Annotated in this window: 24 protein-coding genes and 2 pseudogenes; 9 read left to right on the plus strand and 17 right to left on the minus strand. The window is 60.8% G+C overall.

Features of this window, described 5'->3' with window-relative positions:
* The first annotated feature begins 307 nt into the window (after positions 1 to 307).
* Both DNK89_RS22490 and DNK89_RS22495 read left to right on the plus strand, forming a co-directional pair.
* Complete coding sequence (locus DNK89_RS22490; RefSeq protein ID WP_110961969.1) at positions 308 to 1,450, plus strand: 2-methylaconitate cis-trans isomerase PrpF family protein; 1,143 nt, start codon at positions 308 to 310, stop codon at positions 1,448 to 1,450.
* Positions 1,451 to 1,517: 67 nt separating this feature from the next.
* Positions 1,518 to 2,297: an SDR family oxidoreductase gene (locus tag DNK89_RS22495; protein WP_110961914.1), complete on the plus strand. Its 780-nt coding sequence runs from the start codon at positions 1,518 to 1,520 to the stop codon at positions 2,295 to 2,297.
* Positions 2,298 to 2,322: 25 nt separating this feature from the next.
* Here the strand turns inward: DNK89_RS22495 and DNK89_RS22500 are convergent, their stop codons facing one another.
* Positions 2,323 to 3,060, minus strand: a complete 738-nt coding sequence (locus DNK89_RS22500; RefSeq protein WP_238990902.1) for a helix-turn-helix domain-containing protein — start codon at positions 3,058 to 3,060, stop codon at positions 2,323 to 2,325.
* A gap of 375 nt (positions 3,061 to 3,435) precedes the next feature.
* On the opposite strand from DNK89_RS22500, the gene DNK89_RS24335 reads away from it, so the two are divergent.
* From DNK89_RS24335 to DNK89_RS22525, 6 genes are all read left to right on the plus strand, one after another.
* Positions 3,436 to 3,696, plus strand: coding sequence for a hypothetical protein (locus DNK89_RS24335; protein ID WP_153064312.1), 261 nt, complete (start codon positions 3,436 to 3,438; stop codon positions 3,694 to 3,696).
* Positions 3,693 to 5,705: an FUSC family protein gene (locus DNK89_RS22505; protein ID WP_110961916.1), complete on the plus strand. Its 2,013-nt coding sequence runs from the start codon at positions 3,693 to 3,695 to the stop codon at positions 5,703 to 5,705. Before DNK89_RS24335 ends, DNK89_RS22505 begins: the two co-directional genes overlap by 4 nt.
* Positions 5,702 to 5,914, plus strand: a complete 213-nt coding sequence (locus DNK89_RS22510) for a DUF1656 domain-containing protein (protein WP_110961917.1) — start codon at positions 5,702 to 5,704, stop codon at positions 5,912 to 5,914. Before DNK89_RS22505 ends, DNK89_RS22510 begins: the two co-directional genes overlap by 4 nt.
* Before the next feature lie 48 nt (positions 5,915 to 5,962).
* The gene (locus tag DNK89_RS22515) at positions 5,963 to 6,919 is read left to right on the plus strand and encodes an HlyD family secretion protein (RefSeq protein ID WP_110961918.1); all 957 of its coding nucleotides are present in this window, start codon (positions 5,963 to 5,965) and stop codon (positions 6,917 to 6,919) included.
* Positions 6,916 to 8,373 (plus strand): efflux transporter outer membrane subunit, encoded by a 1,458-nt coding sequence (locus DNK89_RS22520; protein WP_110961919.1) that lies wholly within the window; start codon positions 6,916 to 6,918, stop codon positions 8,371 to 8,373. The genes DNK89_RS22515 and DNK89_RS22520 overlap by 4 nt, the downstream gene beginning before the upstream one ends.
* An 89-nt stretch (positions 8,374 to 8,462) precedes the next feature.
* Complete coding sequence (locus DNK89_RS22525) at positions 8,463 to 9,404, plus strand: LysR family transcriptional regulator (RefSeq protein WP_110961920.1); 942 nt, start codon at positions 8,463 to 8,465, stop codon at positions 9,402 to 9,404.
* Positions 9,405 to 9,406: 2 nt separating this feature from the next.
* Here DNK89_RS22525 and DNK89_RS24850 read toward each other — a convergent pair.
* From DNK89_RS24850 to DNK89_RS22595, 15 genes and pseudogenes are all read right to left on the minus strand, one after another.
* Positions 9,407 to 9,544, minus strand: a pseudogene (locus DNK89_RS24850) (oxidoreductase); the annotation flags it as partial.
* A gap of 21 nt (positions 9,545 to 9,565) precedes the next feature.
* Positions 9,566 to 10,477, minus strand: a complete 912-nt coding sequence (locus DNK89_RS22535; protein ID WP_110961921.1) for an alpha/beta fold hydrolase — start codon at positions 10,475 to 10,477, stop codon at positions 9,566 to 9,568.
* A 64-nt stretch (positions 10,478 to 10,541) separates the two neighbouring features.
* Positions 10,542 to 11,438: an oxidoreductase gene (locus DNK89_RS22540; protein WP_110961970.1), complete on the minus strand. Its 897-nt coding sequence runs from the start codon at positions 11,436 to 11,438 to the stop codon at positions 10,542 to 10,544.
* 47 nt (positions 11,439 to 11,485) lie between these two features.
* On the minus strand, positions 11,486 to 12,277 hold the full coding sequence (locus tag DNK89_RS22545) for an XdhC family protein (RefSeq protein ID WP_370220966.1): 792 nt from the start codon (positions 12,275 to 12,277) through the stop codon (positions 11,486 to 11,488).
* 57 nt (positions 12,278 to 12,334) lie between these two features.
* Positions 12,335 to 12,529, minus strand: a pseudogene (locus DNK89_RS25065) (XdhC family protein); the annotation flags it as partial.
* A 138-nt stretch (positions 12,530 to 12,667) separates the two neighbouring features.
* A complete protein-coding gene (locus tag DNK89_RS22550; protein WP_110961923.1) occupies positions 12,668 to 13,546 on the minus strand; it encodes an alpha/beta fold hydrolase in 879 nt (292 codons plus the stop codon).
* A gap of 331 nt (positions 13,547 to 13,877) precedes the next feature.
* Positions 13,878 to 14,924, minus strand: a complete 1,047-nt coding sequence (locus tag DNK89_RS22555) for a leucyl aminopeptidase (RefSeq protein WP_110961924.1) — start codon at positions 14,922 to 14,924, stop codon at positions 13,878 to 13,880.
* Between the two features lie 21 nt (positions 14,925 to 14,945).
* On the minus strand, positions 14,946 to 15,752 hold the full coding sequence (locus tag DNK89_RS22560) for an alpha/beta fold hydrolase (protein WP_161958968.1): 807 nt from the start codon (positions 15,750 to 15,752) through the stop codon (positions 14,946 to 14,948).
* Between the two features lie 10 nt (positions 15,753 to 15,762).
* A complete protein-coding gene (locus DNK89_RS22565; protein ID WP_203422464.1) occupies positions 15,763 to 16,464 on the minus strand; it encodes an isochorismatase family protein in 702 nt (233 codons plus the stop codon).
* Positions 16,465 to 17,682, minus strand: a complete 1,218-nt coding sequence (locus DNK89_RS22570) for an NAD(P)/FAD-dependent oxidoreductase (protein ID WP_110961926.1) — start codon at positions 17,680 to 17,682, stop codon at positions 16,465 to 16,467.
* Complete coding sequence (locus DNK89_RS22575; protein ID WP_110961927.1) at positions 17,679 to 18,191, minus strand: (2Fe-2S)-binding protein; 513 nt, start codon at positions 18,189 to 18,191, stop codon at positions 17,679 to 17,681. The genes DNK89_RS22570 and DNK89_RS22575 overlap by 4 nt, the downstream gene beginning before the upstream one ends.
* Positions 18,188 to 19,051, minus strand: coding sequence for a xanthine dehydrogenase family protein subunit M (locus DNK89_RS22580; protein ID WP_161958969.1), 864 nt, complete (start codon positions 19,049 to 19,051; stop codon positions 18,188 to 18,190). Before DNK89_RS22580 ends, DNK89_RS22575 begins: the two co-directional genes overlap by 4 nt.
* A complete protein-coding gene (locus DNK89_RS22585; protein WP_110961929.1) occupies positions 19,051 to 19,827 on the minus strand; it encodes a CoxG family protein in 777 nt (258 codons plus the stop codon). The genes DNK89_RS22580 and DNK89_RS22585 overlap by 1 nt, the downstream gene beginning before the upstream one ends.
* A gap of 10 nt (positions 19,828 to 19,837) precedes the next feature.
* Positions 19,838 to 22,138: a xanthine dehydrogenase family protein molybdopterin-binding subunit gene (locus DNK89_RS22590; protein ID WP_110961930.1), complete on the minus strand. Its 2,301-nt coding sequence runs from the start codon at positions 22,136 to 22,138 to the stop codon at positions 19,838 to 19,840.
* Between the two features lie 16 nt (positions 22,139 to 22,154).
* A complete protein-coding gene (locus DNK89_RS22595) occupies positions 22,155 to 23,132 on the minus strand; it encodes a tripartite tricarboxylate transporter substrate binding protein (protein ID WP_110961931.1) in 978 nt (325 codons plus the stop codon).
* 106 nt (positions 23,133 to 23,238) lie between these two features.
* Here DNK89_RS22595 and DNK89_RS22600 point away from each other — a divergent pair, with 106 nt between their 5' ends.
* A complete protein-coding gene (locus DNK89_RS22600) occupies positions 23,239 to 24,057 on the plus strand; it encodes an IclR family transcriptional regulator (protein ID WP_203422466.1) in 819 nt (272 codons plus the stop codon).
* Positions 24,058 to 24,327: 270 nt separating this feature from the next.
* Here DNK89_RS22600 and DNK89_RS22605 read toward each other — a convergent pair whose 3' ends face one another.
* On the minus strand, positions 24,328 to 26,292 hold the full coding sequence (locus DNK89_RS22605) for a relaxase/mobilization nuclease and DUF3363 domain-containing protein (RefSeq protein ID WP_110961933.1): 1,965 nt from the start codon (positions 26,290 to 26,292) through the stop codon (positions 24,328 to 24,330).
* Positions 26,293 to 26,492: the final 200 nt, after the last annotated feature.

The following is a 26,492-nucleotide window of genomic DNA, read 5'->3' on the forward strand; positions in this document are numbered from 1 at the left end:
ATCGTTGTGAACGAATTCCACTGGCGGGAATTGCGGAGGGTGATCGGCAACACGTGTGGCGATCAACACCATGCCGCTCGCGGTTTGACGGAAGTGAGGCTCCGTTCGTTGGATGATCTTCAAAAATGTCTCCTGCTCGCGCAGCGCTTGCTACGGTGACAGGAAGTATCGGTATTCATGACCAAACGGTCATTGCAGTTCTACTGCCCAAGCTTTAGCCAAACTAAAACCAAATACCCAAGACAAACTAAAGAATTAACATATAAACTGAAATGACGGTTTTCGGGTGGGCATGCATACTGAGGCAATGAAAGAACAAATCCGCATACCCGTCACGATGATGCGTGGTGGTACCAGCAAGGCTGTGTTTCTCGCTCAACGGGACGTTCCCACTGACCCGCAGGCACTTCAGACATTCCTTCTCGCTCTGTTCGGGAGCCCTGATGTTCGTCAGATCGACGGACTCGGCGGGGCCGACATTCTGACGAGCAAGTGCGCAATCATTGGACCACCCTCAAGACCAGACGCTGACATCGACTATACGTTTGTACAGATCGGTATCGACAAGCCCACAGTGAGCTTCGAGATCGTGTGTGGGAACATTTCATCAGCCACTGGTGTCTATGCTCTGCAAGAGCGCTTGATTCCCGTGCAGGAACCTGTGACCACAGTACGCGTGCACAACACCAACACTGGAAAGATCCTTCGGATGACGGTGCAATGCGCGGACGGCGAGCCGCGTGTGGAGGGCGACTGTGAAGTGGATGGGGTGCCAGGAACAGGCGCTGAGGTTGCATTGGACTACTCGGATACCAGCGGCGCAACTACCGGAAAACTGTTGCCTACCGGCCAGGCACAAGACTGGGTACACGTATCTAAACTCGGTCGCAAAATTCCTGTTTCTGTCGTCGATGTGGGCACAGCCTGCGTATTCATACGCGCTGCCGATCTGGGTGTCAGTGGCAAGGAGCTACCAGGTCAGCTCAGCCCCGACATCTACGAGATGGCTGAGGAAGTGAGGCGGTGGGCCGTTGATCGTTGTGGTCTGCCTCCAGAAGGCATTCTCACGCCCTACCAAGTTCTTATCGGCGAAGCGCAGGACTACCGCACTATCGCCAACCACCCCGTCGCATCGTCTGAGATTGATTTCGTCGCTCGCATGGTTCTTCATGGTGGCGCGATGCACAAGGCGTTCCCGGGCGGTGGCTCAGTGTGCCTTTCCGTTGCAGCACAGATCGAGGGGACGATTCCGGCCGAAGCGCGAGGGAGCCATGCTGGGCCGGCACGAATTCGCATCGGCCATCCGAGTGGGGTGATTCAGATCTTGGCGAATGTTGAACAGACCGCCACCGACAGTTGGACGGTGCGTGAAGTGCACTTCACGCGCACGGCACGACGCCTTTTCGACGGGACCGCCTACGTACGGCGGGCCCTCCTCGAAAAAGCCTAATCCGATCAGCAGGACCGGCCCGGCGAACCATATTGCCGCATACGAACGCTTTGACGAAATCAATTCCATGAATACTGACTATCTCTTTTCCCTACAAGGCCGAACAGCATTGATTACTGGCGGCTCACGAGGTATCGGTCGCATGATTGCCGAAGGTTTTTTGTCCCAAGGCGCACGGGTCTACATTAGCGCCCGCAAGGCCGACGCCTGTGATCTGGCGGCGCAGGAGCTCGCCAAAAATGGCCATTGCATTTCTCTGCCATACGACGTGTCCACGATCACGGGCTGCAAAGCTTTGGCCGCGGCCTACGCTCAGCACGAACCCACGTTGGATATTCTGGTCAATAACGCAGGTGCGGCCTGGGGTGAAGACTTTGACGCTTTTCCCGAGAACGGCTGGGACAAGGTGGTGGATTTGAATTTAAAAACCCCCTTTTTTCTTACCCAAGCGCTGGCCAAGCCGTTACGCGCTGCAGCCCAAGACCGTGTTGGAAAGGTCATAAATATTGCGTCGACCGATGGCATCGGACTCAATCCCCAGGAAAACTATTCCTACGTCGCCAGCAAAGCGGGACTTATACACCTCACACGGCGCATGGCGCTGCGTCTGGCCCAGGACAATATCGCGGTCAGTGGCATAGCGCCCGGGGCGTTTCCCTCCGAAATGAACCGTAACGCACGCGACCATGGAGACAAGTTGTCCGAGCACATTCCTGCACGGCGCATTGGCACTTCGGAAGATATCGCGGGCGCTGCCATCTTTCTGGCCTCGCGCGCTGGGGACTATGTGATGGGCTCCACCGTAGTGGTAGACGGCGGCGTGACACACGCTCGCGCCTACAGGTAAGCGACCCCGGCAGAGCGGGTACGCTTCACCCCCCTGCCTGTAGCCGATCGCTGATGTACGTCGCAGGGGGCTTACCAAAAACCTTCTTGAACATCGTGATAAAGGCGGGCGGCGACTCGTAGCCTAGACCGAAAGCCACTTGCTGAACAGTAGCCCCCCCAGACAAATCGCGCAGCGCTACGATCATTTGCAACTGACGGCGCCAGCGTCCAAAACTCAGGCCTGTCAGCGACGTGCACAAGCGATTCAGCGTTCGCTCGCTCATGCCGATTTCAAAGGCCCAATCCTTTTGGGCTCTACGATCAGACGGGTCAAGCATCATGGCGCGCGCTATCTTGCGAAGCCTCGCATCCTCAGGCATTGGCAGGAAAATTTCTTCTACCGGCATTGCGCAGAGTTGGTCCAACAACACATGAACAAGTCGCTCGGTTGGCCCGCCGACCTCATAAGACACTGGTAAACCTGCAAGGTACTGAATCATCTCACGCAACATTGGACTGATGCGCAAGGTACAGCAGTGGGTGGGCAGAGAGGCCACTCCTGGGGCAATAAACAAATAGAAAATTACAGCATTCGCAGTGCTATGGTTGCTGTGGGGTGTCCCACCGGGAATCCACACGCCGGCCTGCGGCGGAACCATCCACAAACCACCAGGCACATCGCAGGAGACAGCCCCGCGAAGTGCAATCACGAGTTGGCCAGACTGATGTTCGTGAATTGGGATTTCGCGCTCGCGGGCCTCTACATCCACACGAAGAGCCATGACTGGCACGGATGGCTTGTAGTTTAGATCTGGCTCCCTGAATTTTGCGCTTGGCATAGCTTTGGATCATCATTGTCCCGACACCCCCACTAGGGTTGAAGGACCAGTTTGCGCCCCTAGAGCTAAATGTATCGACCAGGCTTTTGGGCTTCAGCCGGCGGTCTCAGCCTCGACTACGCAACGTTGGTGCGCCTGGGTCGCCGCCGGCATGAAAGCCAGGAATGCACCTCCAGGTAAGAACTTGGCTGGACAACAAGCCGACTTCAGAACGGCTTAAAGATGCCACCGCATCTCGCTAACGAGATGACCGAAAAGAGAAATCACTCGTCCTAGTTTGCAATTCTAGTCTGGCCTGCTCAAAAGTAGCATTGCCATATGAAAATGATTCGCAATAAGAATGAGGTGATGTCGGCCAAGTTGCTTGGCATTTCTCAGATGGGGCTATCGTGTCTCGGCGCGTCGCTTCGGTCGCGCAAAACCTGCACAGCCTTCTCAAGAAAGATCTGCGAGCGAACAGGCTCACTGCTGAAACGGAAGATTCGTGCGCGAGAACTAACGCCTCTCGGTGGCTTGGTTTACCAGCGACTGCGCGAACGCGCCACCGTCAGAGCGTTTTCTCTGGAGGACACCGCATGATCGCGCTGCCTCGTTTCTCCCGGGAAGAATTGCTCTTCTCTCTCAAGAGCTTTGCTGCTGCCATGCTCGCGCTGTACTTGGCCAGTCGCTTCGGCTTGCCTCGGCCCTTTTGGGCCATGATGACCACGTACATTGTGGCTCACCCCCTCGTTGGCAATGTGCGCTCCAAGGCTCTCTACCGCTTCTTAGGTACCCTGCTCGGATGCGCGGCCGCCGTCGCGCTTGTCCCCTCGTTGTCCGCCTCGCCAGAGCTTCTGTCCCTAGCCTTGGCGCTCTGGGTAGGACTGTGCCTTTACTACTCACTGCTGGACCGCAGCCCGCGCTCATACATCTTCATGCTGGGTGGCTACTCGGCCGCGATGATTGGCTTCCCATTGGTAGAAGCACCCGCAGCGATGTTCGACACGGCCGTCGCTCGGGTTACCGAAATCGGACTGGGAATCTTGAGTGCTAGCCTAGTCCACAGTATTGTGCTTCCTGTCGGCTTGGCCTCCTCTGTATTAGGGGTCATGGATCGCGCACTGGGCGATGCGCGCCAATGGCTATCTGACCTGCTTCACGCAAAGGGGAATGACGAGCAAATCGCCGCGGATCGTCAACGGTTAGCCCTGGACATCACGCAATTGCGTCTGCTGTCCACACATGTGCCCTTCGACGCTACAAACCTGCGCTGGACAGCTGTCGCCATTGGAGCCTTACAAGACCGAATTTCCGCACTCATACCAGCGCTTTCTGCGGTAGACGACCGCCTCGGAGCGCTAAGTAAAACCGCAGGCGGCATACCGAACGACATCATCGCAACCCTCGCGCGACATACCAGCTGGCTGGACTCCATTGCGACCAAGGTGAAAGCTAACGAAGCGTACGCTGGATTTCACGCTATCGGGGAGGTACCTGCTGCTTCGCCATGGGTGCGTGCACTTCGGATCGACTTGGCAATCCGCTTGCAAGAACTTGTCGCTGGCTGGCGCGCTTGCAACGCCCTGCGCAGCGATATCGACGCGGGACTTACCGGCGTTGCAGCGCCATTGCGTCGCAACACAGCCTTGGGTAGCAGGGTGCTTCATTTCGACCGCGGGATTGCGATGCGCTCAGCTATCACTGCCGTGCTCGCCACTGGCATCTGTTGCGCTCTCTGGATTGCTACTGGCTGGCATTCGGGATCTGGCATGGCCATGAGCGCTGCAGTCTTCTGCAGCTTCTTCGCCACCATGGACGATCCCGTACCAGCCATGCACAAATTCATCACGGCACTTCTGTGGTCTCTTCCAGTGTCCGTCTTTTATGTCTTGGGCGTCATGCCGCTAGCACATGACTTTGGCATGCTGGCGCTGTGCATCGCTCCTTTGTTTCTGGTGGTTGGCTGCTATATGGCACGACCTGCGAGCTCCTTGGCTGCCCTTGGCATGTTTTTCGGCGTCGCCGGAACTCTCGCCCTGCAAGATACGGCCAATGCCGATTTAGTGAGCTTCATCAGTTCCAACCTGGCATTGTTTCTAGGCGCGCTTATAGCGGCTCGCGTCACGGCGCTGGTGCGCAGCGTGAGCCGTGACTGGACTTCCGAGCGCATACGGCGTGCAACCTGGAGCGACCTTGCCGAACTCGCAACCCATCAGCAGGATGCAGGCGCACACGACGTCTTCATCGGCCGCATGCTAGACCGGATCTCACTATTGGTGCCGCGAGTATCACCCAACGGTACTGACGAAGTCCGCATTACTTTAGACGGAGCGTTACGGCAATTGCGCCTTGGTGCGGACATCGCAACGCTACGACTGCATTCTGAGCACCTTCCTGCAAAGCCGGCCAGCCGCCTCTTCAAGGAACTAGCCCTTGTTCTCAAAGCGCGGGGCGCGGATTCGCTTGCACACCAAGAGTCGCTGCTGCCTCAGATCGATGGGCTGCTAATTGACTCACTGGAAAAGGACACCGAGTGGCGAGCCATCTCCGCACTCGTGGGTCTTCGCCGCAACCTCTTTCCATCAGCTCGTGCCGCACTACAACCATGATTGAAGTCAATTTCTTTGGTGTGCTACTGCCTTGGCTTTTGCTCCTAGCTGGCGGTGCTCTCGCGTGTTCCTGGGCAATGCGCCGCCTGCTTGCAGTCGTTGGTTTCTACCGATGGGTCTGGCACCCCGCCCTGTTCGATCTAGCTCTGTACATCTTGGTGCTCTACGTCTTGGCCTATCTCACCGGCGCCATCTCCACCTCTGCTTGAAACCTACTTGTTAGATCACTCATGAAACTTAAAACAATAGCATTCCCAATGCACGCTTATCGCCTCGCACGTCCGGTCGTTCGTCTTGTTATCACCGTGCTGATGGCGGCCGCCGCCCTTTACGCTAGCTGGCAGTTGTGGGACCACTATGAACTTGCCCCATGGACGCGCAACGGGAGAGTACGGGCTAACATCGTGCAGGTAGCGCCTGATGTGTCTGGCATGGTCGCGGACGTACCAGTGCAGGATAACCAGTACGTTGACTCCGGAGCCTTACTGTTTTCGGTGGACAAAGCTCGTTTTCAACTGGCTGTAGAGCAAGCCGAGGCCGCTTTCGCAACGCAGAGTATCGCGATCAGCAACCAGCGCATAACGCTCGCACAAGCGCAGCGTGAGAGCAACCGGAATACTGAACTGGGCGATTTGATATCGTTGGAAGTCCGCGAGCAATCACGCCTGAAGGTAGACCAGGCAAAAGGCATGCTTCTTTCGGCCGAAGCGGCATTGCGGCAAGCGCAGATCGCCCTGACTACTTCAAGGTTGAACCTGCAACGCACGGAAGTGCGGGCCCCCAGAGCGGGGATCGTGACCAATCTTGACCTCCGCAAAGGCGCCTATGCAGCCGTCGGCCACCCCGTGATGGCATTGGTAGATGCGAGCTCGGTCTATGTTGAAGGCTACTTCGAGGAAAACAAACTAGCACGGATCCATTTGGGCGACCGGGTAAGAGTGACCCCTATGGGTGCTGCGCCGCTCGAGGGCACCGTTGAAAGCATCGCTGCCGGTATTGCCGACCGCGACCGCAGCACCACCGCAAACTTGCTTCCAAGTGTCAACCCCACCTTCAATTGGGTGCGACTTGCACAGCGCATTCCCGTGCGTGTGAAACTTGATCAGTTGCCCTTGGGCACCCGTCTGGTATCAGGCCAGACGGTCACGGTAGAAATACTCGAGACCGTCAGAGCCAAGCAAGCCGCCGATCTACCATCAGGAGGGCAAGGATGAACACCATGTATCGACTCCTAGCCACTGCAGTTGCCAGCGGACTATTGGCAGGTTGTGCTTACTCGCCTGTTGGACCGGACTACGTGGCACCTGCTGTTCTCCCGCCCGAACAGGCGGCCTCCGAAAATGGATTCCAGTCTGGCAAGGGATACACAACCGAGGCCCCCCTTACGCAGCAGTGGTGGCGGCTCTACAACGACCGGCAGCTAGACAGACTGGTGGCGCAGGCTTTGAAGCACAACACCGACCTGCGACAGGCCATCGCCAACTTAGAGCGCGTGAAGGCGATAGAGGCCCAAGCAATAGGGAAGAGAGAGCCGACAGCGGCCGTCAGTGGTGGTCCGGGGTTTGGGCACGCCTCAGGTTTGAGTCTCCTACAAAGAGATGCCGAGCCACCTAGCCGAGGAACGTACAGCGCGAGTATGTCCTTGTCATATCAACTTGATCTGTTCGGTCAACTGCACCGGGCGATCGAAGCGGCAGAGGCTGGAACCGGCGCCGAACAGGCGGCAGTTGATCTGGTGCGAATCAACGTGGCGGGAGGTACAGCTCATGCCTACGCGAGCGCCTGTTCAAGCGGGTATCGCTTGCAAACTGCAGTGGAGTCTGTGCGCCTTCAGGAAGAGGCGATCCGACTTTCGGAACGGCTCCAACAAGCGGGCAAGGTGGGCAGAATTGACGTACTACGTGCACAGGGCCAACTTGAGCAACTACGTGCTTTACTGCCCCCGCTTCAGGCCCAGCGCCAAGGTGCGCTGTACCGGTTGGCAACACTGACTGGCGCAGCGCCTCGCGATTTCCCCACCGCAGTGGCAAATTGCGAGAAGCCGCCGCAGCTAGCAGGGCTGCTTCCAGCGGGAAACGGCGGAGACCTTTTGCGTCGACGGCCTGACGTTCGGAAGGCCGAACGAAACTTAGCCGTCGCCACCGCTCGCATCGGAATAGTCACCGCCGATCTTTACCCCAAAGTGGTTTTCGGACTTTCGGCCGGTTCCTCTGGAATCATCGAAAAATTCGGAAATCGCGAGACGCTCAGTTACAGCCTGGGTCCATTGGTCAGTTGGACGCTACCTAACACCAGCATGGCTCGCGCTCGCATCGCACAGGCCGAGGCAGCAACCCGGTTTGCAGCTGCTAGCTTCGAAGGGACTGTGCTGACGGCATTGCGCGAGGTAGAAACCGCCCTTGATGCCTACGCACGCGAGTCGGAACGCCATGCTGCACTTACGGCCGCCCGAGATCAACATGCCACCGTTGCCAAGCAGGCTCGACTGCTTTATGTGAGCGGTAAGACCGGTCAGCTCGAAGCGTTGGATGCAGAGCGCGCACTCGCAACCAGCGAAGCCGCGCTAGCTACTTCTGCAGCCCAACTGGCCGATGACCAAATTGCCGTTTTTATGGCTCTAGGAGGAGGCTGGGAACCTGAAGAATTCCTCACGAAAGCGGCACCGTAACTAGTGCCTGTCCTATGTTGAACCTCGAATTTCGCGCAAGTAGGAATCACCGATAGGGGCTGTCGGACTTATCGGTATTGAAAAATCTGATGGATACACTTGACCTTCTCAAGACCTTCATGGAGGTTTCGAAATTGGGTAGCTTCTCGCGCGCTGCGAACAAGCTAGGTATTTCGAACCCTAGTGCAAGCAAACATGTTGCAACTCTCGAGGCTCGCTTCAATGTGCGGCTACTGAACCGCTCCACGCGTTCAGTGACGCTGACAGATGCTGGAAGACTTCTACAGCTGCGTAGTGCACCACTTGTGGAGTTGGTCGAACTGACGCAGAGGGAGCTACAGGCGCATAGCTCACATCCAAGCGGACGCCTGCGCGTCGCGGGACTTCATGGGCTTGTACAAACGGAATTCCCCAGCATCCTGAGCGAATTTCTCACGCTTTTTCCAGAAGTGCATATTGACCTCCAGATCGGCAATCGCGCGGTCGACCTAGTAAAGGAAGGGGTCGACGTCGCCATAAGGTACGGGCGAGTCGGGGACGAGAATCTTATCGTGCGTCGTCTCCAACGTGTAGATCTCGTCCTCTGCGCCACTCCTAGCTATTGGGCCAAGCGCGGCATGCCAAAAACCCCCGACGATATGCTAAGGCATGATGTGCTCACGTACTCCCTATGTGACGTTGCACCGCACCTCCCGTTCGAAGTTGATGGTGTGCCATACAACCTTCCGATCAATGGCCGTATGGATTCAAACGACTCGTGCGCGCTTATCGCGGCAGCGCTCGACAGCATCGGCGCAGTGTGCGTCCCAGCGTTGCTGGCGCAGCCGCACACTGAGCGTGGCAGCTTAGTCCCTGTGCTTAAGGATTTTATGCCGCGTGATATTTGGCTCTATGCGGCGTACGCGCAGCGCCGACACAACAGCGCAGCTTTACGAGCCCTACTTGAATTGCTGGAAGTGCGTATGCGCCGTGTCGCACACAGCGATTCACCCAAGGGAAGGGGTACTTTCGCCCGCACAGCTGGCGCATAGATCAGTGGTCGACCCGGTTCGCGATCTGTAAGGATAGATGTGCACATATTAGCTGGATACGCTTGGAACATGGCGAGGATCTTCTGAGGTACCTCGTCGCCAAATTCAGCGTCCTCCGCGCGAGTCACGGCGAAGCATTCCCACCAATGACTCTCCGTAGCCTACACGTCGCCACGCACAAGCTCCATCACTGCATCGGCAAACACCTGCGGTACTTCTTGCGGCATGTTGTGACCCACGCCCGGTACAAAGCGGTGCTGGCGCGGCCCAGTGAAGCGTGACGCGCACTTACTTACGTCTGCGGGCGCACGCACACCGTCGTCCAAGCCGTCGAACGTGAGTGCGGGCGCCACAATGGGCGGCTGCTGCGCCAGTTGCGCTTCAACGGTCAGCAGCGCCGGGTCGCCAGCAACCAAGCCAAAGCGGTGGCGGTAGCTTTGTATGACCACAGGTACAAAGTCGGGGTTGTCGAATGCAGCAGCGCTGCGTTCAAACTGCGCTTCAGTGAAGGCCCAAGTTGGCGACCATAGCTTCCACAGCAGCTTGCACACCGCCCGACGATCTTGCAACAGACCTTGCTCACCGCGCGGGCTGTTGAAGTAATACTGGTACCAGAGCCGAAATTCCTTTTCCGGAACGTCAGGGCGCATGGCGCTTGCGATGTCCTGGATGTTATAGCTGTTGACCGACAGTAGGCCGGCGCAGCGATCGGGCCACAGTGCCGCCACTACGCACGCGGCGCGGCCTCCCCAATCGTAGCCGGCCAGCACAGCGCGTGGCACCGCCAGCGCATTCATCAAGGCCAGCAGGTCCGTGCCCAGCGCTGCCTGTTCGCCCGAGCGCGGCGTATCCGCCGACAAAAAGCGCGTGGGCCCGAAGCCGCGCAGGTAGGGCACGATAACGCGGCAGCCCTGTGCGGCCAGCAGTGGTGCCACGGCCTCGTAGGTGTGGATGTCGTAGGGAAAGCCGTGCATCAGAAAGACAGGCGGGCCGCTGGTCGGACCCAACTCGGCATATGCCACGTGCAGCGGGCCGGCGTTGATGTGCACCAGGGATCCAAAAGGCGTGGACATGTGTCGGGGCGCAGGTGCTTGTTGATGATGACGAGTGGTGACGGCGTCATCGGGGGCCACAGGATCAGCCGGGGCCGTCGCTCGCGGCTGCAAGGAGCGGAACCAACACGTCGCTGATCGGCGTCGGGATGCCATGAGCCCGGCCACGGCGGGAGACGACTCCGTTGCGAATATCCCATTCCAGTGGTCGGCCCGCTTCGCGATCGGTAAGTATTGAAGTGCCCATGTCGGCGGGAGACTCCAAGAACTTGGTGAGGATTTCCTGAGGCACCTCGTCGCCAAGTTCAGCGCCCTCGGCGCGAGCCACTGCCAGACATTCCTGCAAATAGGCAAGGGTGAGTCCGGAGATGTCAGACCTCCCATACATACCTGAACGCCTGTGCGTGAGCGCCATGAGTCCTGCCACCGCGTTCTGCAGCAACTTGCGCCACGCCAATGAGCTAAAGTTCGCCGCCAAGTCTACGGAGCATCGAGAACCTCGCAGCGCATCGTCCACCACGCAGGAGGCCAGCGTGTCTGGCAGACTGACACGCACATCGCCGCGCAAGAGGACGGAACCGTCGGATTGCGCCTGCGCAGGGAACCACACTACAGCAGGGACGAGCCGCCCTCGTGGGGAATAAGCGGCAACCCTCTCTACCTGTTCTACCCCATTTTGCAGAACACATATAACGGTTTCCGGGCCGCTTAACGCCGCGAGCCATTCTGCCGCCGCATCGATTTGCGTCGCCTTGACCGCGAGAAAGGCGAGGTCGACCGTGCGATCGATCTGTGCGGGATCCGTCCGGACCGGACCGGGAACGGTGATACGGCGATCGCCATCCTGAAGCGTCAGGCGATCGCGGGGCGTACGCCCGCACAGCAACGGCGTGCGACCGACTTCGTGCAGTGCCGCCGCAACTGTAGTGCCGATGGCACCAGGACCAACGACAGCAATGGATGTATTGGCTTGTGTTTTCATGAAGCGGATTTCTTCGACTCCATCGAAGTTGCTCATCAATCGGTTGCCTACGAGACGGTAGTTCGTTTGTTCGGGCCTTGCACGTTCATCATTTCCTTTGCCGGAGCAACAAGCATCTCGCGGGGAACTTGGACTGCATTCTTCACCGCCAGCACTTCAGCCATGATGCTTACTGCGATTTCCGAAGGCGTCTTGCTACCAATAAAGACCCCGACCGGCGCTCGCAACTTTTCAAGATCGTTCAGCGCGATGTCAAAGTGCTCATGCATCCTTTGCCGACGGTTCTCGGAATTCCGGCGACTCCCTATCGCTCCCACATAAAAAGCTTCCGACTTCAAGGCCTCCAATAACGCGAGGTCGTCCAGTTTTGGGTCGTGCGTAAGAGCGATAACGGCGGTACGACGATCCGGACGGAACAGGACTACTTCGTCATCCGGCATGCCCTTTGTCAAGCTCACGCGTGGTACGGCCCACGAATCGGTGTACTCCACCCTTGGGTCACACACCGTCACGGAGAATCCGCAGAAAGATGCCATGGTCGCCAAGTACTCCGTCAGCTGCCCTGCGCCAATCAGCAACATTCGGTATTCGGGACCGAAGGTGTTGATTACATATTCGATCGTAGCTACCAGCTCCGCCGGATTTTCGGCTTTGGTGAGGGTGACTTCACCGTCACTAACACGCACTCTCCGGTGCACTAAGCCACCATGCGTCAACACATCCACCAAGCGTTCGAGCGATTTGAGTTGGGGGTTGGGCTCTGCCATCAATTCAATCGTTCCGCCACAGGGCAGACCAAACCTGTGTGCCTCTTCGCTAGATACGCCGTAGGTCAGCATCAAAGGCCCCCCAGACTTCGAACAAAGGCCCGCGCCGCAATCTGGAGCCGTAGCTTTTATGATCAGGTCATCCTCGATACACCCTCCGCTAACAGACCCTACGACCCTACCGTCTTCACATAGCGCGAGCACCGAACCTGCAGGGCGAGGAGATGACCCCCAGGTTCTAACGACAGTCACGAGCCAAGCGGCCTTTCCCTCACGGCGCCAGTCTCTCAGGGTACGGAGAACAAAAAGGTCAAGGTTGTCCATAGCTGTTCTCCTTGGTCATAGTGGAATGCAATCTGCCAACTTTCGCCACTCTGGCATACGGTGTGCGTGGCCCATTGATTTGCTCAAACTGAGCGTTCTGCCAACGCCCCTCGGAACCACGATCAGACCTGCTTGGAATCAATGGTTTATTGAGAAATGATCCAAGATGCGACCCAGTATCTCGTTGAATTTCTCAGGTTGCTCGTACTGCACCCAATGTCCAGCTTGAGCTATGAGCACCAGTTGCTGCATACGTGGCGCATGCGCCAGTGCATTCCCAATGACCTCCAGACGATTCCGATAAATAACGTCTTCAGCACCCCAGATGCCTGCGACCGGACATTGGATCTCAGGGAGTAACCGCAGTAGCGCGTCTCCAAATATCAGGCGCCGACCAGTCATGCGATCTCTCACGACGTTTTCCGCATGCAGTGTCACAGCAAGTTCGTCGATGGCTCGGTCTTGAAACAGCATCAACGCGCCAAGATTGTGCCGATGCACGGCGCGGCGATTCTCCCCTGGCTCTTCCCTATTCCAAGGACGCAGGTTGATCGCTGGGGACGGAATAGCGCTGAGCGCCGGAGCCCCTACCAGCACCACGTTTGACAGGAGAGAGGGGGTACGTACCGCGAGAAATCCCGCTACCAACGCGCCGAACGAAAACCCGACGACGTCGATTTGCACATATCCAAACAACTCGCGAAAGCTATGCGACAAGCAATCAGCGACAGCATCTGCATCGCCGCCCCTCACTGGTGCAGCGGAATCGCCAAAACCGGGTAGATCAGGCGCCCATACGCAGCGGCCTTGTTGGGACAGCGCGGCCACATTGCGCACCCAGTGCGTCCAACTGCCTGCGCCCCCGTGTAGAAGGACAACCGGCCGGCCCTCACCCCAACACCGCCAGACCATGCGCCCTGCACCACAACTCGTGTAGTGGTGACGCGCAGCCTTGTCCAGTTCATCCACATCGGCGAATGAGTTAACGCGCAGAGGAATGGAAGATGGTGACAGCATGTCGACCTCTGAAATTGGCCGAAGAAAATGCAAGCCGCTTTTTTCTAAGCAGCTTTCCACTCTGAAATGCGCTCTGGGCTCTCGCGCGAGTCAGATTCATGGGCTTGAGGCCAATCTCGTTCATTCAGTTTGCAACCATTCAGTTCTGCCTTGAGATAGTGCTTAAGTTTTTCGCAAGGTCACTCTGCACTGCCTGAAGTCTGTCAGACTTGGCACCGCGTGTCGCTCGATGTTTTCTACGTATCGTTTAGAGCAATTGAAGTGCTTATACGTCTCAGTTCAGGAAGCTCGATGGCTGGGCTAGATTGGCTGCGCAAGAAGAGAACCAGCGCTACACAGAATCAGACCCGACCCGCATGGCCGGGTGCACCACATCACCCTTGTCAAGAATCTGCAAATCGTCCAACCAGAGGCTGCATCGGCGCATTGGCAGATCCAAGTGGCATGCAGTGTCGTTGGTGCCACCAAGTTCGAGGTTCGGTCCGAGGGAAAACAGCACGTTGCCATAGAACGCCAAGGCATTCATCACGTGCTCCGACGACAGTTGACGCGTCACCGAGAACTGGTACCAGCGCGCCTTTTCATTGAGCCCCCACCCGATGTGGGAGATGGCATAGGCCCGTGGATCATGGAAGCTGTCGATATAGCTCCTGAGCAGCTCGGCGTCCGTGCCGTCGCCAGTTATTTTGACCACCATGCCCTTCTCCACGTGCAACGTTATCGGGGTCTGCACATACTGTTTGAAGGCGCAAAGAATGTCCCCCGGCTGAAGCACCACGACACCGTCCACTTCCCCGTCATTGCCTTGCGTGAACGAAAAGCCGGAGGGAAAGTGGTCCCACCGTCCGGCCTCGGCCGTGAAGCCGTACTCGGAGATGACCGGGTACTGCCCCAGCTTGTAGACGATGTCGGTTCCCGCGTCCGATGTGAAGCGAAGCTGCTTCGCCGACTCCAGGAGCGTCTTGGCGAACTCGACGCGCCGCTGCAGGTCCGCGGTCGGAAACATCTGCTTGAGCACGTGAAAGGGCTCCATGACGCGCAGCACGCGCGCACCCGCGGCCTGGATCTCCGCCTGCTCCCGGGAAAACAGCAGGCCCACCATGTCGATCACCAGGCTGGCTGCCTTGAGGGTCGCCATGGCCAGGGTATTGCCGACAAGAGGATGGCGACCTTGAACCCCCACTGCATTGGCCTGCTCGCGGCGCACATTGAGGTTGAACGTCATGGCGCCCAGCTGACCGGCCGCGGCCATGAACGCATGCGCGTTGTCCGCCCACTCGTCACCCGCCGTCAGCACCACCACGGTTTCGCCCGGCTTCACGCCGCACAGGGTCAGCTCGCGCGTGAACAGCTCAAGAACTTCGGCATCGACTCTCACTTCTGGCTCCTTCCAACAAGATCAGTATTGGTGGCGACGCAGCACGTCGCCCAGCACCGCGCTGAACCGCGCGAAGTCCTCCGCCTGCATCTGATGCCCCACGCCCTCTATCCGGGCGAGGTGCAGGCCGGGCCGAAGGCCTCTCATCTCCTGGGCATCCGCTTCGGAGACCACGCCACCCTCCTCCGCGCAGACGAGTGATACAGGGACCTGGATCGCCGCCAGGTCGGCAAAGAAGTCCTGGCCATGGAAATCGTCATAGGCCGCATACACGGCGCGCTCGTCGCAGCTGGCCAGCCACTCCGCCCGCAGCCGCTGCAACGGCTCTGGCCAGGGCCGCGCGCTGCTCTGGCGAATCGCCTCCAAGCCTTCCCCTCGCTGGGCGGCCCGAAGCAGACCGAGGGTGCGCGCCAGGGGCACGGGGTAGGGCCGGCGTCCGGGAGCACTGGTCGGCGGATCGAGCAGCACCAGCGAGTGCGCGAGGCCGGGGTTGCGCGCCACCGCCCGTGCCGCGATACGCGCGCCCATCGAGTGTCCGATGACCAGCGGCGCGCTGTTGCACATGGTGTCGAGAAAGGCTTTCAGATCAGCCGCGCAGGCGTCGAGGCCGTAGTCCAGGTGAGGTCCGGCTTCGGACAGGCCGCGCCCCCGCACGTCCAGGACAAAGCACCCGTGGCTGTTCGCGAGCCAGTCGCCAACGTGGCTCCACAAAATGGCCGGGCTCACGATGCCCGGCACGATGACCACCGGCTGACCCTTGCCCGGAAAGTGCAGGTAGTGCTGGCGAATGCCATTGGCCCGGACATGAAAACCTGTGCCGCCGTTCACGCCAGTCCCCTCAGGCGACCTGCCGCAGCGCACCGACGAGTTCCTCTGTCGGCATCACATCGGCATATTTGCTGGCCATATCGAACAAGTTCACCGCGTGCGAGGTCTGCGACCGGTCATAGACGGCGTCCTCCGGCACCACCACCTTGAAGTTCAAGGCACAGGCGTCAATCGCCGTCGCTCGGATGCAGCCGCTCGTGGTGCATCCGGTGACAACAACGGTGTCGACACCGAGTCCCACCAGGTGACTCGTGAGCGGTGTGCCGTGAAACGCGCTGGCCTGAAACTTGGGGATGAGGATGTCCGCGGGCGCGGGCGCCACCTCCGCCACGAAGTCATAGCCGTGCTGGGGAATGTCCATGACGCCGGGGACTTTTTGCTCGAACTGGCCCCGGTTGTGGGGGCCCTTGGGCGCGACATACGGATACAGGATAGGCGCGCCCATGCGCCTGAACACCTCGACCAGTCGCGCAATGTGCGGCAAGGCGCGCCAGCCGTATTCGCCGCAGCTGGTCGGCAGCGTCTCGATCGCTTCCTCGATGGGCAGGGGCTTGTCGCCCATCGAGCGGTACTGCACGTCGATGATCAACAGGGCCGGGCGCTTGCCCAGGCCCGTCGGCATCCCCCATCCCGTCTTGCGGTAGAGGGCTTGTTCGTTCTCGGGAATGACGCCGTCCCAGGGACGCCCGCGCGTTTTGATGGCGGTCAGCATTCAGATCTCCACCGTAGTGGCGTCATAAGCGAGCAGCCAGTCGTATCGCTCGCGCACCACGGCGGGCGACCAGTTTTTCTCGATGTACTGGCGGGCGGTTTCGATCTGTTCCAGGGCCGGGTCGTGGAAGACTTTCAGCATGTCCATCGAATTTGCCTTGGTGCGATTGGCGCGCGCCACCCGGGCGACTTCATACCGCCGCAGCGCGGCCTCGATGTCGGCCGGCTGAGCCTCCAGGCAGCGCGCCAACACATAGGCGTCTTCAAAGGTCATGTTCACCCCCATGCCGAGATAAGGCGTCATGGAATGGCAGGCGTCTCCCACCAGCGTCACCCTGGCGCGAGACCAGTTGGCCAGCGGATCCCGAACGAACAAGCCCCAACGGAACAAATTCTCGGAATTGATGAACAGGTCGAGGATGTCCTGGTTCCAACCCTCGAAGTCCTTGAGCGCGTCGGACAATTCGCCGCGCTCGGACCAGGACTCGGCCTGCCACACCTCGCTGTCGACTTGCGCTGAAAAGCTCACGAACTGCTCCCCGTTGCGCTGCACGGGGTAGCAGGTCACATGCGCCGTGGGCCCGACCCATGTCGAAGCGAGGGCGCGCCGGTGCTGCGGCTTCAGCTTCGACATGGGCGCCAGTCCCCGCCAGGCATTTGCGCCGGTGTACCGAGCGGGCGACTCGCCAAAAATGGACTGCCGCACCCGTGAATGCGCACCATCGCAACCGACCACCGCGTCGCCCTCGATGGCCTGGCCGTCATCCAACAGCAGGCGCGCCCGCCCCTCGACCGTCTCCGCCCCCACCGAGCGAACGCCGAAATGCACAGCGCCGGGTTTGAGCTTGAGCACCGCTTCGTACAGGATGCGCTGCAACTCTGCGCGCAGCACCTGGATGAGGGTGTGGTCGACCTTGGAGTCTTTCGCATCGCGGTTGTAGACCGAGTACTCCTCCCCTGTCTTCCAGAAGCGGATCACCCGGTCCTCGGGGTCCAGGTTGATGGCCTGCAGCTCCTTCTTGAGACCGAGCTTTTCCATGACGCGGCTGCCGTTGGCCGAGATCCAGAGCCCCGCGCCGACCTCGCGCAGTTCGGGGGACTGTTCGTAGACGTCCACGTCGAAGCCCTTTTGCAGCAGGGCGAGCGCCAGACACAGGCCTCCCATGCCGGCCCCTGCGATGATCACATGCCCTTTGCTGGGTGTGTTGTGTTGAGTCATTTTTTCTCCGGTTCAAAACTCAGTGGGTTGTGCACGAGGTCCTGAATGGCCTCGAGAATCTTCACGTAGCCCGTACAGCGGCAAATGTTGCCGCGCAGGAAGTGGCGAATGGTTTCTTCCGACGGGTTTTCGTAGAGGGACAGCATCGACTTGACCGCCAGGATCATTCCCGGCGTGCAAAAGCCGCATTGCAGCGCGCCGTGGGCGATGAACGCACGCTGCACCGGGTCCAGCCGCCCCTCGTAGGCCAGGCCTTCGATGGTGGTCACGTGGCGGTTGTGCACGTCCGCGCACAGCGTGGTGCAACTGGACGTCGGCATGCCATCGACCAGCACGGTGCAGGCGCCGCAGACCTGGACGTCGCAAGAGCGCTTCGTTCCGGTCATTCGCAGCCGCTCGCGCAGCACGTCAATGAGTAGCTCGCGCGGCTCGATCTCAAGGGACTGCTCCGTATCGTTCAGCGAGATGTCCACCCGGATGAGCGGAAAGGCAGGTGTGGCATGGCTCATTTCAAGCATTCCTCCAAGACACGCTTGGCCAGCACGGTGACCAGGTGTCGCTTGTAGTCGGCACTTCCATGAAGGTCGTCGTGCGCGGTCAACTGCTCGGCCTCCGCGCTGACGACGGGTTCCAGCGCGCGCCAGGCCACCTCGAAAGATGCGCCGGGCGAAAGGCTTCGGGCCGCCTCCTCGGTGCGCACGAGCGCCGTGGGCACCGCGGCGATGGCGCCCACCCACAAGTGCAGCCGTTGCGGCCCCTGGGGGCACCACACCGCCGCCACGCCGACCGCTGGGCGCTCGGTGTGGCCAAACGAGCGGTACGCCGACCGGTCGCCGGGTCGTTGGGGCGGTATCTCGATGGCGGCCAGCAATTCGTCGTCCTCCCTCGCCGTGGAAAACTCTCCCAGGTGAAAGGCGCGCGAGGGCACCACCCGCTGTCCCCGAGTGCTTGCCAGCACGAGACGCGCATCGAGTGCACAGAGCATCGTCGGCGCGTCGGCATGCGGCTCCGCGAAGCACAGGACTCCGCCCAGCGTGCCGGCAACCCGTACGCGGATGTTAGCCACATGCTCGCTGAGATGGGCATAGCCCGGCAGATGCTGGCGAACCAATGGATCGTTGGCGATCAGGTGATGCGTGCACAAGGCGCCAATGCGAAGCCCGCCGTCGTCCAGTTGCCGGATGCCGCGCAGTTCCTCCAACGGCTTGATGTCGATCACATGGTCGTACTCCAGCACACGGGCCTTCAATGCAACCAGCAGCTCCGTGCCCCCCGCGTGAAAGGTGGCGGCATCGCCGAGACAAGCCTTCAGCGCCAGGGCCTCGTGCAGGCTGGCCGGGCGGTGCAGGGTGAAGCGCGCTGGACGCATCAGTCGGCTCTCCGACCGAGCCCGGCGGCCACGCCCAGCAGCGGCGCGACCAACCACCAGCCAGGCGACTGCTGGAAGGCGGTGGTGGCCGCATAGGCCACCACGCAGGCCACGGCCACGCTGATCCCGACACGCGGCCATTGCAGCACCAGTTCCACCCCGCGCGCGGGCCGCTGCGCCGCGGGAGCGGGAGCAGAAACGGGAGCGGGAGCGGGGGCAGGGACGGGTCCGAGCGGGGCAGGCGCGGCCGGAGCGCTCCCCAGCGCAGCGCGTGCAATCACCTGCGCGGGCGCCACCGGGGCCGCCTGCTCCGGCGAGAACCCCGCCAGTTCGTTGCGCAGCCTCCGCTCGAATTCGGCGAACAGTTCGTCGGACTTCTTCTTCACGACTGGATAGCCCAGGGACGCCAGCTTGCCTGCCACTTGCATCTGCGCCTCGACGCCCAGCACGCACTCGGGGCCGCTCTCGCCTTGGCGTTCGTTCAGATTGACCGCCATGTGCACCTCGATGGAAGTGCCCGTGAGCTTGTCCCGCCCTTGGGCGCTGAGTTCGACGTGGCGCTCGAGCGTGTAGGCGCCAAGCACGATCGTGGTCGGCAGCTCCAGCTTGAAAGGCCCGATCTTCTGCTTCATCAGCGCGGAGAACGCCTTGAGCGGCTCGATCTCCGTGACGTTCTCGCACCCGGGGATGAGTCCCGCGACCCGCTGCACGTCGAAGAAGATGGCCCACAGCTGGGCGGCGGATGCCGGCAGGGTGGCGTCGATTCTGAAGTCCATGTTGTCCTCGTCAGTTTTTGTCTTTGGCCTTGGCGGCTGTGAGCGCCCGCCAAACGCGTTCCGGTGTCAGCGGCAGATCCTTGATTCGGACGCCCCAGCCGTCGTACAAGGCATTGGCCACGGCGGGCGCCACCGGAAGGATGGCGCCCTCCCCGCCTCCGCGTGCGCCAAAGGGGCCAGGACCATCGAGGCTTTCAATCAAGGTGGTGCCCACGTGCAGCGGCACGTCCTGCGTCGTCGGAACGCGGTAGTCGAACAACGTGCCGTTCACCACCTGGCCGTCCTCGTAGACGTATTCCTCGAAGAGCGTGTGCCCCAGTCCCATGACCATGGCACCCTCGTCCTGACCTTCGGCGGCTTTGGGATTCATTACGTAGCCAAGGTCGGCGGCTCCGCCGACGCGAACCACGCGAATGTCGCCCGTGTCCTCGTCCAGCTCGATCTCGCAAGCCCCGGCGCCGGTCTCCCAGAACAGCGGGGCCACCTTGAATGCGCCATTCTTCGTTTCGGGGTTCACCCGGCCCACGCCGAGAAATTCGCCGGCGGTCATCCCGTTGAAACGACGGAACAGCTCGATGAGGGCAAGGGACCCTTCGGGACCGTCGACGCGGCCTTCTTCCAGGCGGTAGCTCGCGGGATCGCCGCCCAGCACCGACGCGGCCACCTCGCCCACCTGGCGCAAGATGTCCTCGCAGGCCAACTGGACCGCCAAACCGATGATCACGGTCGAACGGCTGGCGCCGGTGCCCCAGTCATAGGGCGCGAGCAGAGTATCGGGCTCGGATGCGGCAATCATGCGCAGGGGCTGGCGCAGCAGCTTGTGGGCGACGATGCGCAGCACCCCCCGGTTTCCCTGGCCGATCTCCACCGAGTTCGCCGAGACGTTCACCGAGCCGTCCGCGCGCAGACGAACGGTCGCGCCGCCGATGGGCATGATGCCCGGGTCGCTGATCCCGACGGCAACGCCGCGGCCACGACGACGCGGACCTTGCGACCCGGGCAGCGCTTCCAGCGTTTCGATCGCCTTGCGCAGCGAGTTGCGCATGTCTACGTCCAAGGGCCGCAGATCCGGCTTGATGGTCTGCCCCTTGTCCGCCATGTTGAGGAGGCGGAACGACACCGGGTCCATGCCGCAGGCGTGGGCCATGATGTCCATCTGCGACTCCGTCGCCCACACGGCCTGCGGCCCGCCAATCGAGCGGAATGCCGCGCCGGGCACCGTGTTGGTGTAGACGCCGTAGGACTCCAGGCGCAGGTTCGGAATGTGATACGGCCCAATGGCTCGTATCGCGGCCTTGATGGCAATGGCCGGACCGGTGTCGGCATAGGCGCCCCCGTTGAGCACCGCCTTGACGGATTTCGCGGTGATGCGCCCAGCGGCATCCACCGCGGTCTTGACCGTGATCTCCGCATCCAGGCGACGACACGTCAGCATCGACTCGGCGCTGGAGAGGCAGACCCGCACGGGAGCGCGTGCCTTCCATGACAGCGCGGCAACCAGCGGATCGATCTTGACGGAGGCTTTGCCGCCAAAGCCGCCACCGATATAGGGCGAGTGCACGCGCACGCAGGCCAAGGGAATGCCCAGCGTTTCGGAGCACACGCGGGCGATGGCCGTGGGTGTTTGTCCGCCGCTCCAGATTTCCAGCGAATGCGGCTTCCAGTCGGCAACGCACACATGGGGCTCCATGGCGAAGTGGAACACCATCGGAAACGTGAAGGTGTCTTCGAAGACGCGGGCCGCGACGGCGTAGGCCTGTTCCACGTCACCGCTGCTGTAGCGCCAGTGCTGGAAGATGTTCGTGCCTTCCACCGGGCTGGCCTCGCCTCGAAAGTAGAAGTCCTTCAGCTTGTCCATCACGTCGTGGACGCGCGGAGCGCCTTCGGCCATGGCCTCTCGTGCCGTCGTTACGAAGGGCAGGGACTCGTACTCGACCACGATGGCTTCCACGGCCTCCTCGGCGGTGGCCTCGTCGATGGCCGCAACCGCCGCGACAGGGTCGCCCACATAGCGAACCTTCTCGACGGCGATCACGTCGCGGTCCCGCAGATAAAGCCCCCAACGGTTGGCTGTGCCCGGCAGCCGCGCCAGGTCCGCCCCCGTGAGCACCGCCACCACGCCCGGCAGGGCCAGCGCCGCGCTCGTGTCGATGCGGCGAATGCGTGCATGCGGCACCGTGCTCCGCAGAATCTTTCCTTGCAGCATGCCGGGCACCACGACATCGCTGGCGAAGATCGCGTCGCCCGTCACCTTCTGCAGGTAGTCGGCCCGCGGCTCCTGGTGGAGCGGAAGTTTTGCCTGAGAATGCATACCGGACTCCGGGCCGTCACTCGTCCAAGGTAATGTGGGACTTGCTAATGACTTCGGACCACGTCTTGGTTTCCGCGGCCTGACGCTTGGCTACCGCTTCGGCCGAACTGAAGGATGCCTCCACGCCCACCGCGCCCAGCCGCTCCTTGACCTCGGGCGAGGCCATGGTCTTGGCGATTTGGGGCCCTATCTTGGAGAGCACACCCTTTGCAATGCCGGACGGCGCATAGAGCGCAAACCACGTCACGGCTTCAAAGCCGGGCAGGACGGTTTCTGACAGTGTCGGGACGTTGGGCATGGCCTCCGCTCGCTTTGCCGTCGTCACGGCAAGCGCCTTGAGCTTGCCCGCTTTGATCTGGGTCAGCACGGCCGGCCCCTGCTCGATGGCCATCACCACCCGCCCAGCGAGCAGATCTACCACCATGGGGCCGCTGCCTTTGTACTGGACAGCGAATAGATCTACGCCAGCACGCTGCTTAAACAGCTCCATGAACACATGCTGCGACGTGCCCTTGCCAGCTGAGCCATAACCATACTCCCCCGGTTTGGCCTTGAGGTAAGCGATTAGTTCTTGGATGGTATTGACCGGTAGCGAAGCCGGCACAACGACATAGGATGGATTGAAGCCCAGGATAGAGACCGGCTCGATACGCCGCGCAACATCCTGCATGCGCGGGTTGAGCTGGGGTAGGACGGAAAACATAGACGACGCGCCAATGAGCAGCGTGTGCCCATCCGGCGGCTGCCGGGCTACGTACTCTGCGCCGATCAGCCCTGACGCGCCTGCTCGGTTGTCAACGACAGTTGGCTGCCCCCACTCCGCCAACCCATTGGCCACTGAGCGGGCATAGAGGTCCGTAGCCCCGCCCGGAGGGTACGGCGCAACGATGGTAATCGGCTTGTTCGGAAAAGTCTGCGCTGGCGTCGGAATGGTCAACGTCAACAGGGATAGCCCGGCAAACGCCAAGACAAGGACCTTTTTCATCTTGAACATCAGTGACTCCAAAAAAGGGCAGAACTAAGGGTGCAAGCACATCGTTGCGTCCTGCGGAATGACATACCTCACAAGGGAATTTCATTCTGCAGTACGATACGATATGATGTCAAGCAGAATTTCTCCGCTGACGCGCTCGAATGAACGCGTCAGCCAACGATTGCGGATGGAGCGAATGACAGTTAAACGGGAAGACGAGCAAAAAGCCGGTGGCGTGGCCGCGGTGGAGAGAGCGTTTGCCATCCTTCACGCCTTCAAGGCTGGCGACACATCCCTCAATTTGAGCGAGCTGGCTCAGCGGACTGGCATGTACAAGAGCACCATTCTGCGAACCATGACCTCGCTAATTCGCGAGCACTGCATAGTCCGCCTGGACGACGGCACCTACCAACTTGGGTCCATGCTGTTGCACTGGGGAGGGCTCTACCAAGCCGCCCTGCGGTTGGATGACCACGTGCCGGCGATCTTGCGCAGGCTCGTCCAGGAGACAGGCGAAGGCGCCTCGTTTTTCACGCGCGAAGATAACCTTCGGGTGTGCCTTTTTCGGGTCGACTCCCCAAAATCTGTGCGCGACCATATCCGCACGGGGGATTTGCTACCGTTGGACAAGGGTGCCGCAGGCAGAGTGCTGTCCAGTTTCGACCGCACGCTCATTCGCAATGCGGAGTTTCCGAACTACCCTCTCATCGTCACTGTGGGGGAACGCGAGCCTGACATCGGCGCAGTCGCGGCCCCGGTATTCGGCCCTATGGGCAGCCTGCGCGGAGCGCTTGCGGTCTCAGGACCGGCCGCCCGCTTTTCAGCCGAGCTAATACCCGCGATGTCGCAGTCCGTCCTCAAAGCCGCTTCCGACTTGACGCGACGCCTTGGTGGCGACCCCTTCGTGTTCGACGCCGCACTTTCCCCAACTACCGCTTCGGCCTGACAAGGCTGTAGTCGTCGATGTAAAAAGGGGTTAGACACTTCCCAGGAAAGCCCCCTCTACTCTAAAGCAGCAACCGGTGTGTTCAGTAATCCGGGGCGCCAGCAAACTAAGCTGCAGCTCGGACATCAGACGGTTGGAAAGCGTGGGGCGATTCGGTAGCCCTGCGGCCGCGTTGGGTGAAGGCTGTGACTTACGAACAGATGAGAGCTTCAGTGACATACCTCAAAGGCGCAGCCTGCATTTGAGAGGACTTACGCACTACAGAGTAGCCTAGCTTGCCAAGCCGCGCTGCCTACTGAACGCCCACGTCACGCTCCTGCCAACAATGGTCACCGTCAAGTGCTGGCCTAGCCGCTGCTCGATCACTTGCTTCCAAGGCACAAGCGTAAAGCCAAGCCCATCACTGAGCATGGCGAAGCGCCCACTGGTAAGCAGCACACTGCGGCGATAGACGCCTGAAACACGCTCGCCCTCCACAGCCGCCCGGTACTGCAACCCAGTGTCACCAGCAATGCCGCGCGCTGCCGCGTGCAGTTCACGTTCACGCAACGTTCCAAGCAAGTTTCCAGTAAGCACAACACTTGTCTCACGTCGGTGGGCAAGTCCTTGCTCAACCAAAAACTCGGTTCGATGAAGCAGCGCCTCACGCACCTCGCTTCCAAAACCACTACTCGCCGTGCCGACCGCACCGCCGATCAACTGCCTATCCAGCCACGTCTCGCCGATAGCACGTATCTGCTGGTTGATTGGCAAGTGCGAATGGATCCTTACGCTCCCGTCCAGAGTTCGCTTTTCATCGTGCTTGCGCGCTCGCTTGGGCAGGTCGGCAGGCACACGCCAGACGCCCTTCGCGACGTGCTCGACCAGTCCTGCGCGCCGAAGTGCTTCCAGACGGCGCACGTGCGCGGCCACAATCTCTTGCGGATCGCCGCGCCCGCGCTGCGCGCGCAGCAGTGTGAGGTGAAGGTCGGTGCGGTAGAGATCGCCCTCAGCGAGCCCTGCAATGGTCTTGTCCACGGCACGCCCATCGACTTCGCCGCGCGCCTCGACCACAGCACCGGTGGGGAAATTTTCAAGTGCTGCACCTGCCGGCAGCACGATGTAATGCGCGCGTCCGTCGATGCCGTCGATCACTAGGTAGCTGCGCTCCAGCAACTCGTCGGCCAAGCCCTTACCAACCACTCGGCCGATCACAGGTCGCAAGGGCTCGCGGGATGAAAACACGGCCATCTCGCGCTGTTGCGCGCCTAGCGCCCGCTGCATGGTCCGAACAATGTCACCGCGTTCGCCCATGGCACGCAACATGGGCTCAACATCCGACCGCAGCCGCCAGCGGTTGATGCCGTCCGGCTCGGCCAGTCCCATCGCGGTGAGGCGCTGCAAACGGCCGATCAGCACGGCGCGCAGACGGCGTGTTGAGCCCTCGGCTGCTAGCACCACTACGCCATCGTGCAACTTTTGGACCTGCTGCAAGCGGCGGTCCAGGCTGGTCCAGCGCTCCTGGTCCACCTCGCGCAACATACTCTCGCGAATCTCCCTCTCGGTGCGCGGCCCCAGCCATTCTGTCGCCAGCTCGCCGGCACGAAGTCGCATGCCGTGGGCGATGTAGTCGCGCGCGATAATTAGGTCATTGCCGGTCTTGTCGCGCCCGCGCACCACGACGTGTGTGTGGGGGTTGTCGGTATCCCAGTGATCGACGGCCACCCAATCCAGGTGAGTCTCCAAGTCTACCTCCATGCGGACCATTAGTTCACGCGTGTAGTCGCGCAACTCCTCAAGCTCTACAGCATCCTCTACCGAAACAATAAAGCGGAACTGGTGTCGGTCGCTCCGCCCCCGCTCTGCAAAGTCCCTCAGGTCTGCCGTATCCGTGTCGGCGCCATAGGCCTGCCCGCGTTGCCCATCGCGGGTGGTGCCCTCGCGTTCGATGTAGCGCAGATGCGTAACCCCCGATTGGGCCCCGACCTTCTTGAGCACGACGATGCGCGACTTGATGACCACGCGCCGGGCGTTCGCGGCCAGTTTGCGCCCCGCCATACCCGCGGCGACCCGCCCCCTTCCAAAGGTCGATGCAGTCCGTCCTCCGATGGCACCTGAAGCCTTCGCGCCGGACTTCGAAACGGCTTTCAGCACCTGCGCGACAAACCGCTGCGACCCAGGACCTGAAACCGCCTTCGGGGCCCCCGGCCGTACTCGGAACTGGTCCCCTTCCTGCCTACCCTTACGCGAAGCCATGGCACAAGATCCAGCATGGCATAGCGCAGCAGATCCAAGGCGGCACGCAGCAGAATTCGGCGCGATGCGGCATCGCGTGCCCACGCAGCACCCAGCACTGCCAGCGCGGTGCCGCCCTCAACCCACGTGCAGACTGGCTTGGAGAGTGCATGCGTGCCGCCCCTTTTATCTTGCCCTCCGTCTTCGCCTCCCGCATCCGC

It is taken from the genome of Acidovorax sp. ST3, assembly GCF_003231145.1.
GTDB lineage: Bacteria > Pseudomonadota > Gammaproteobacteria > Burkholderiales > Burkholderiaceae_C > Acidovorax.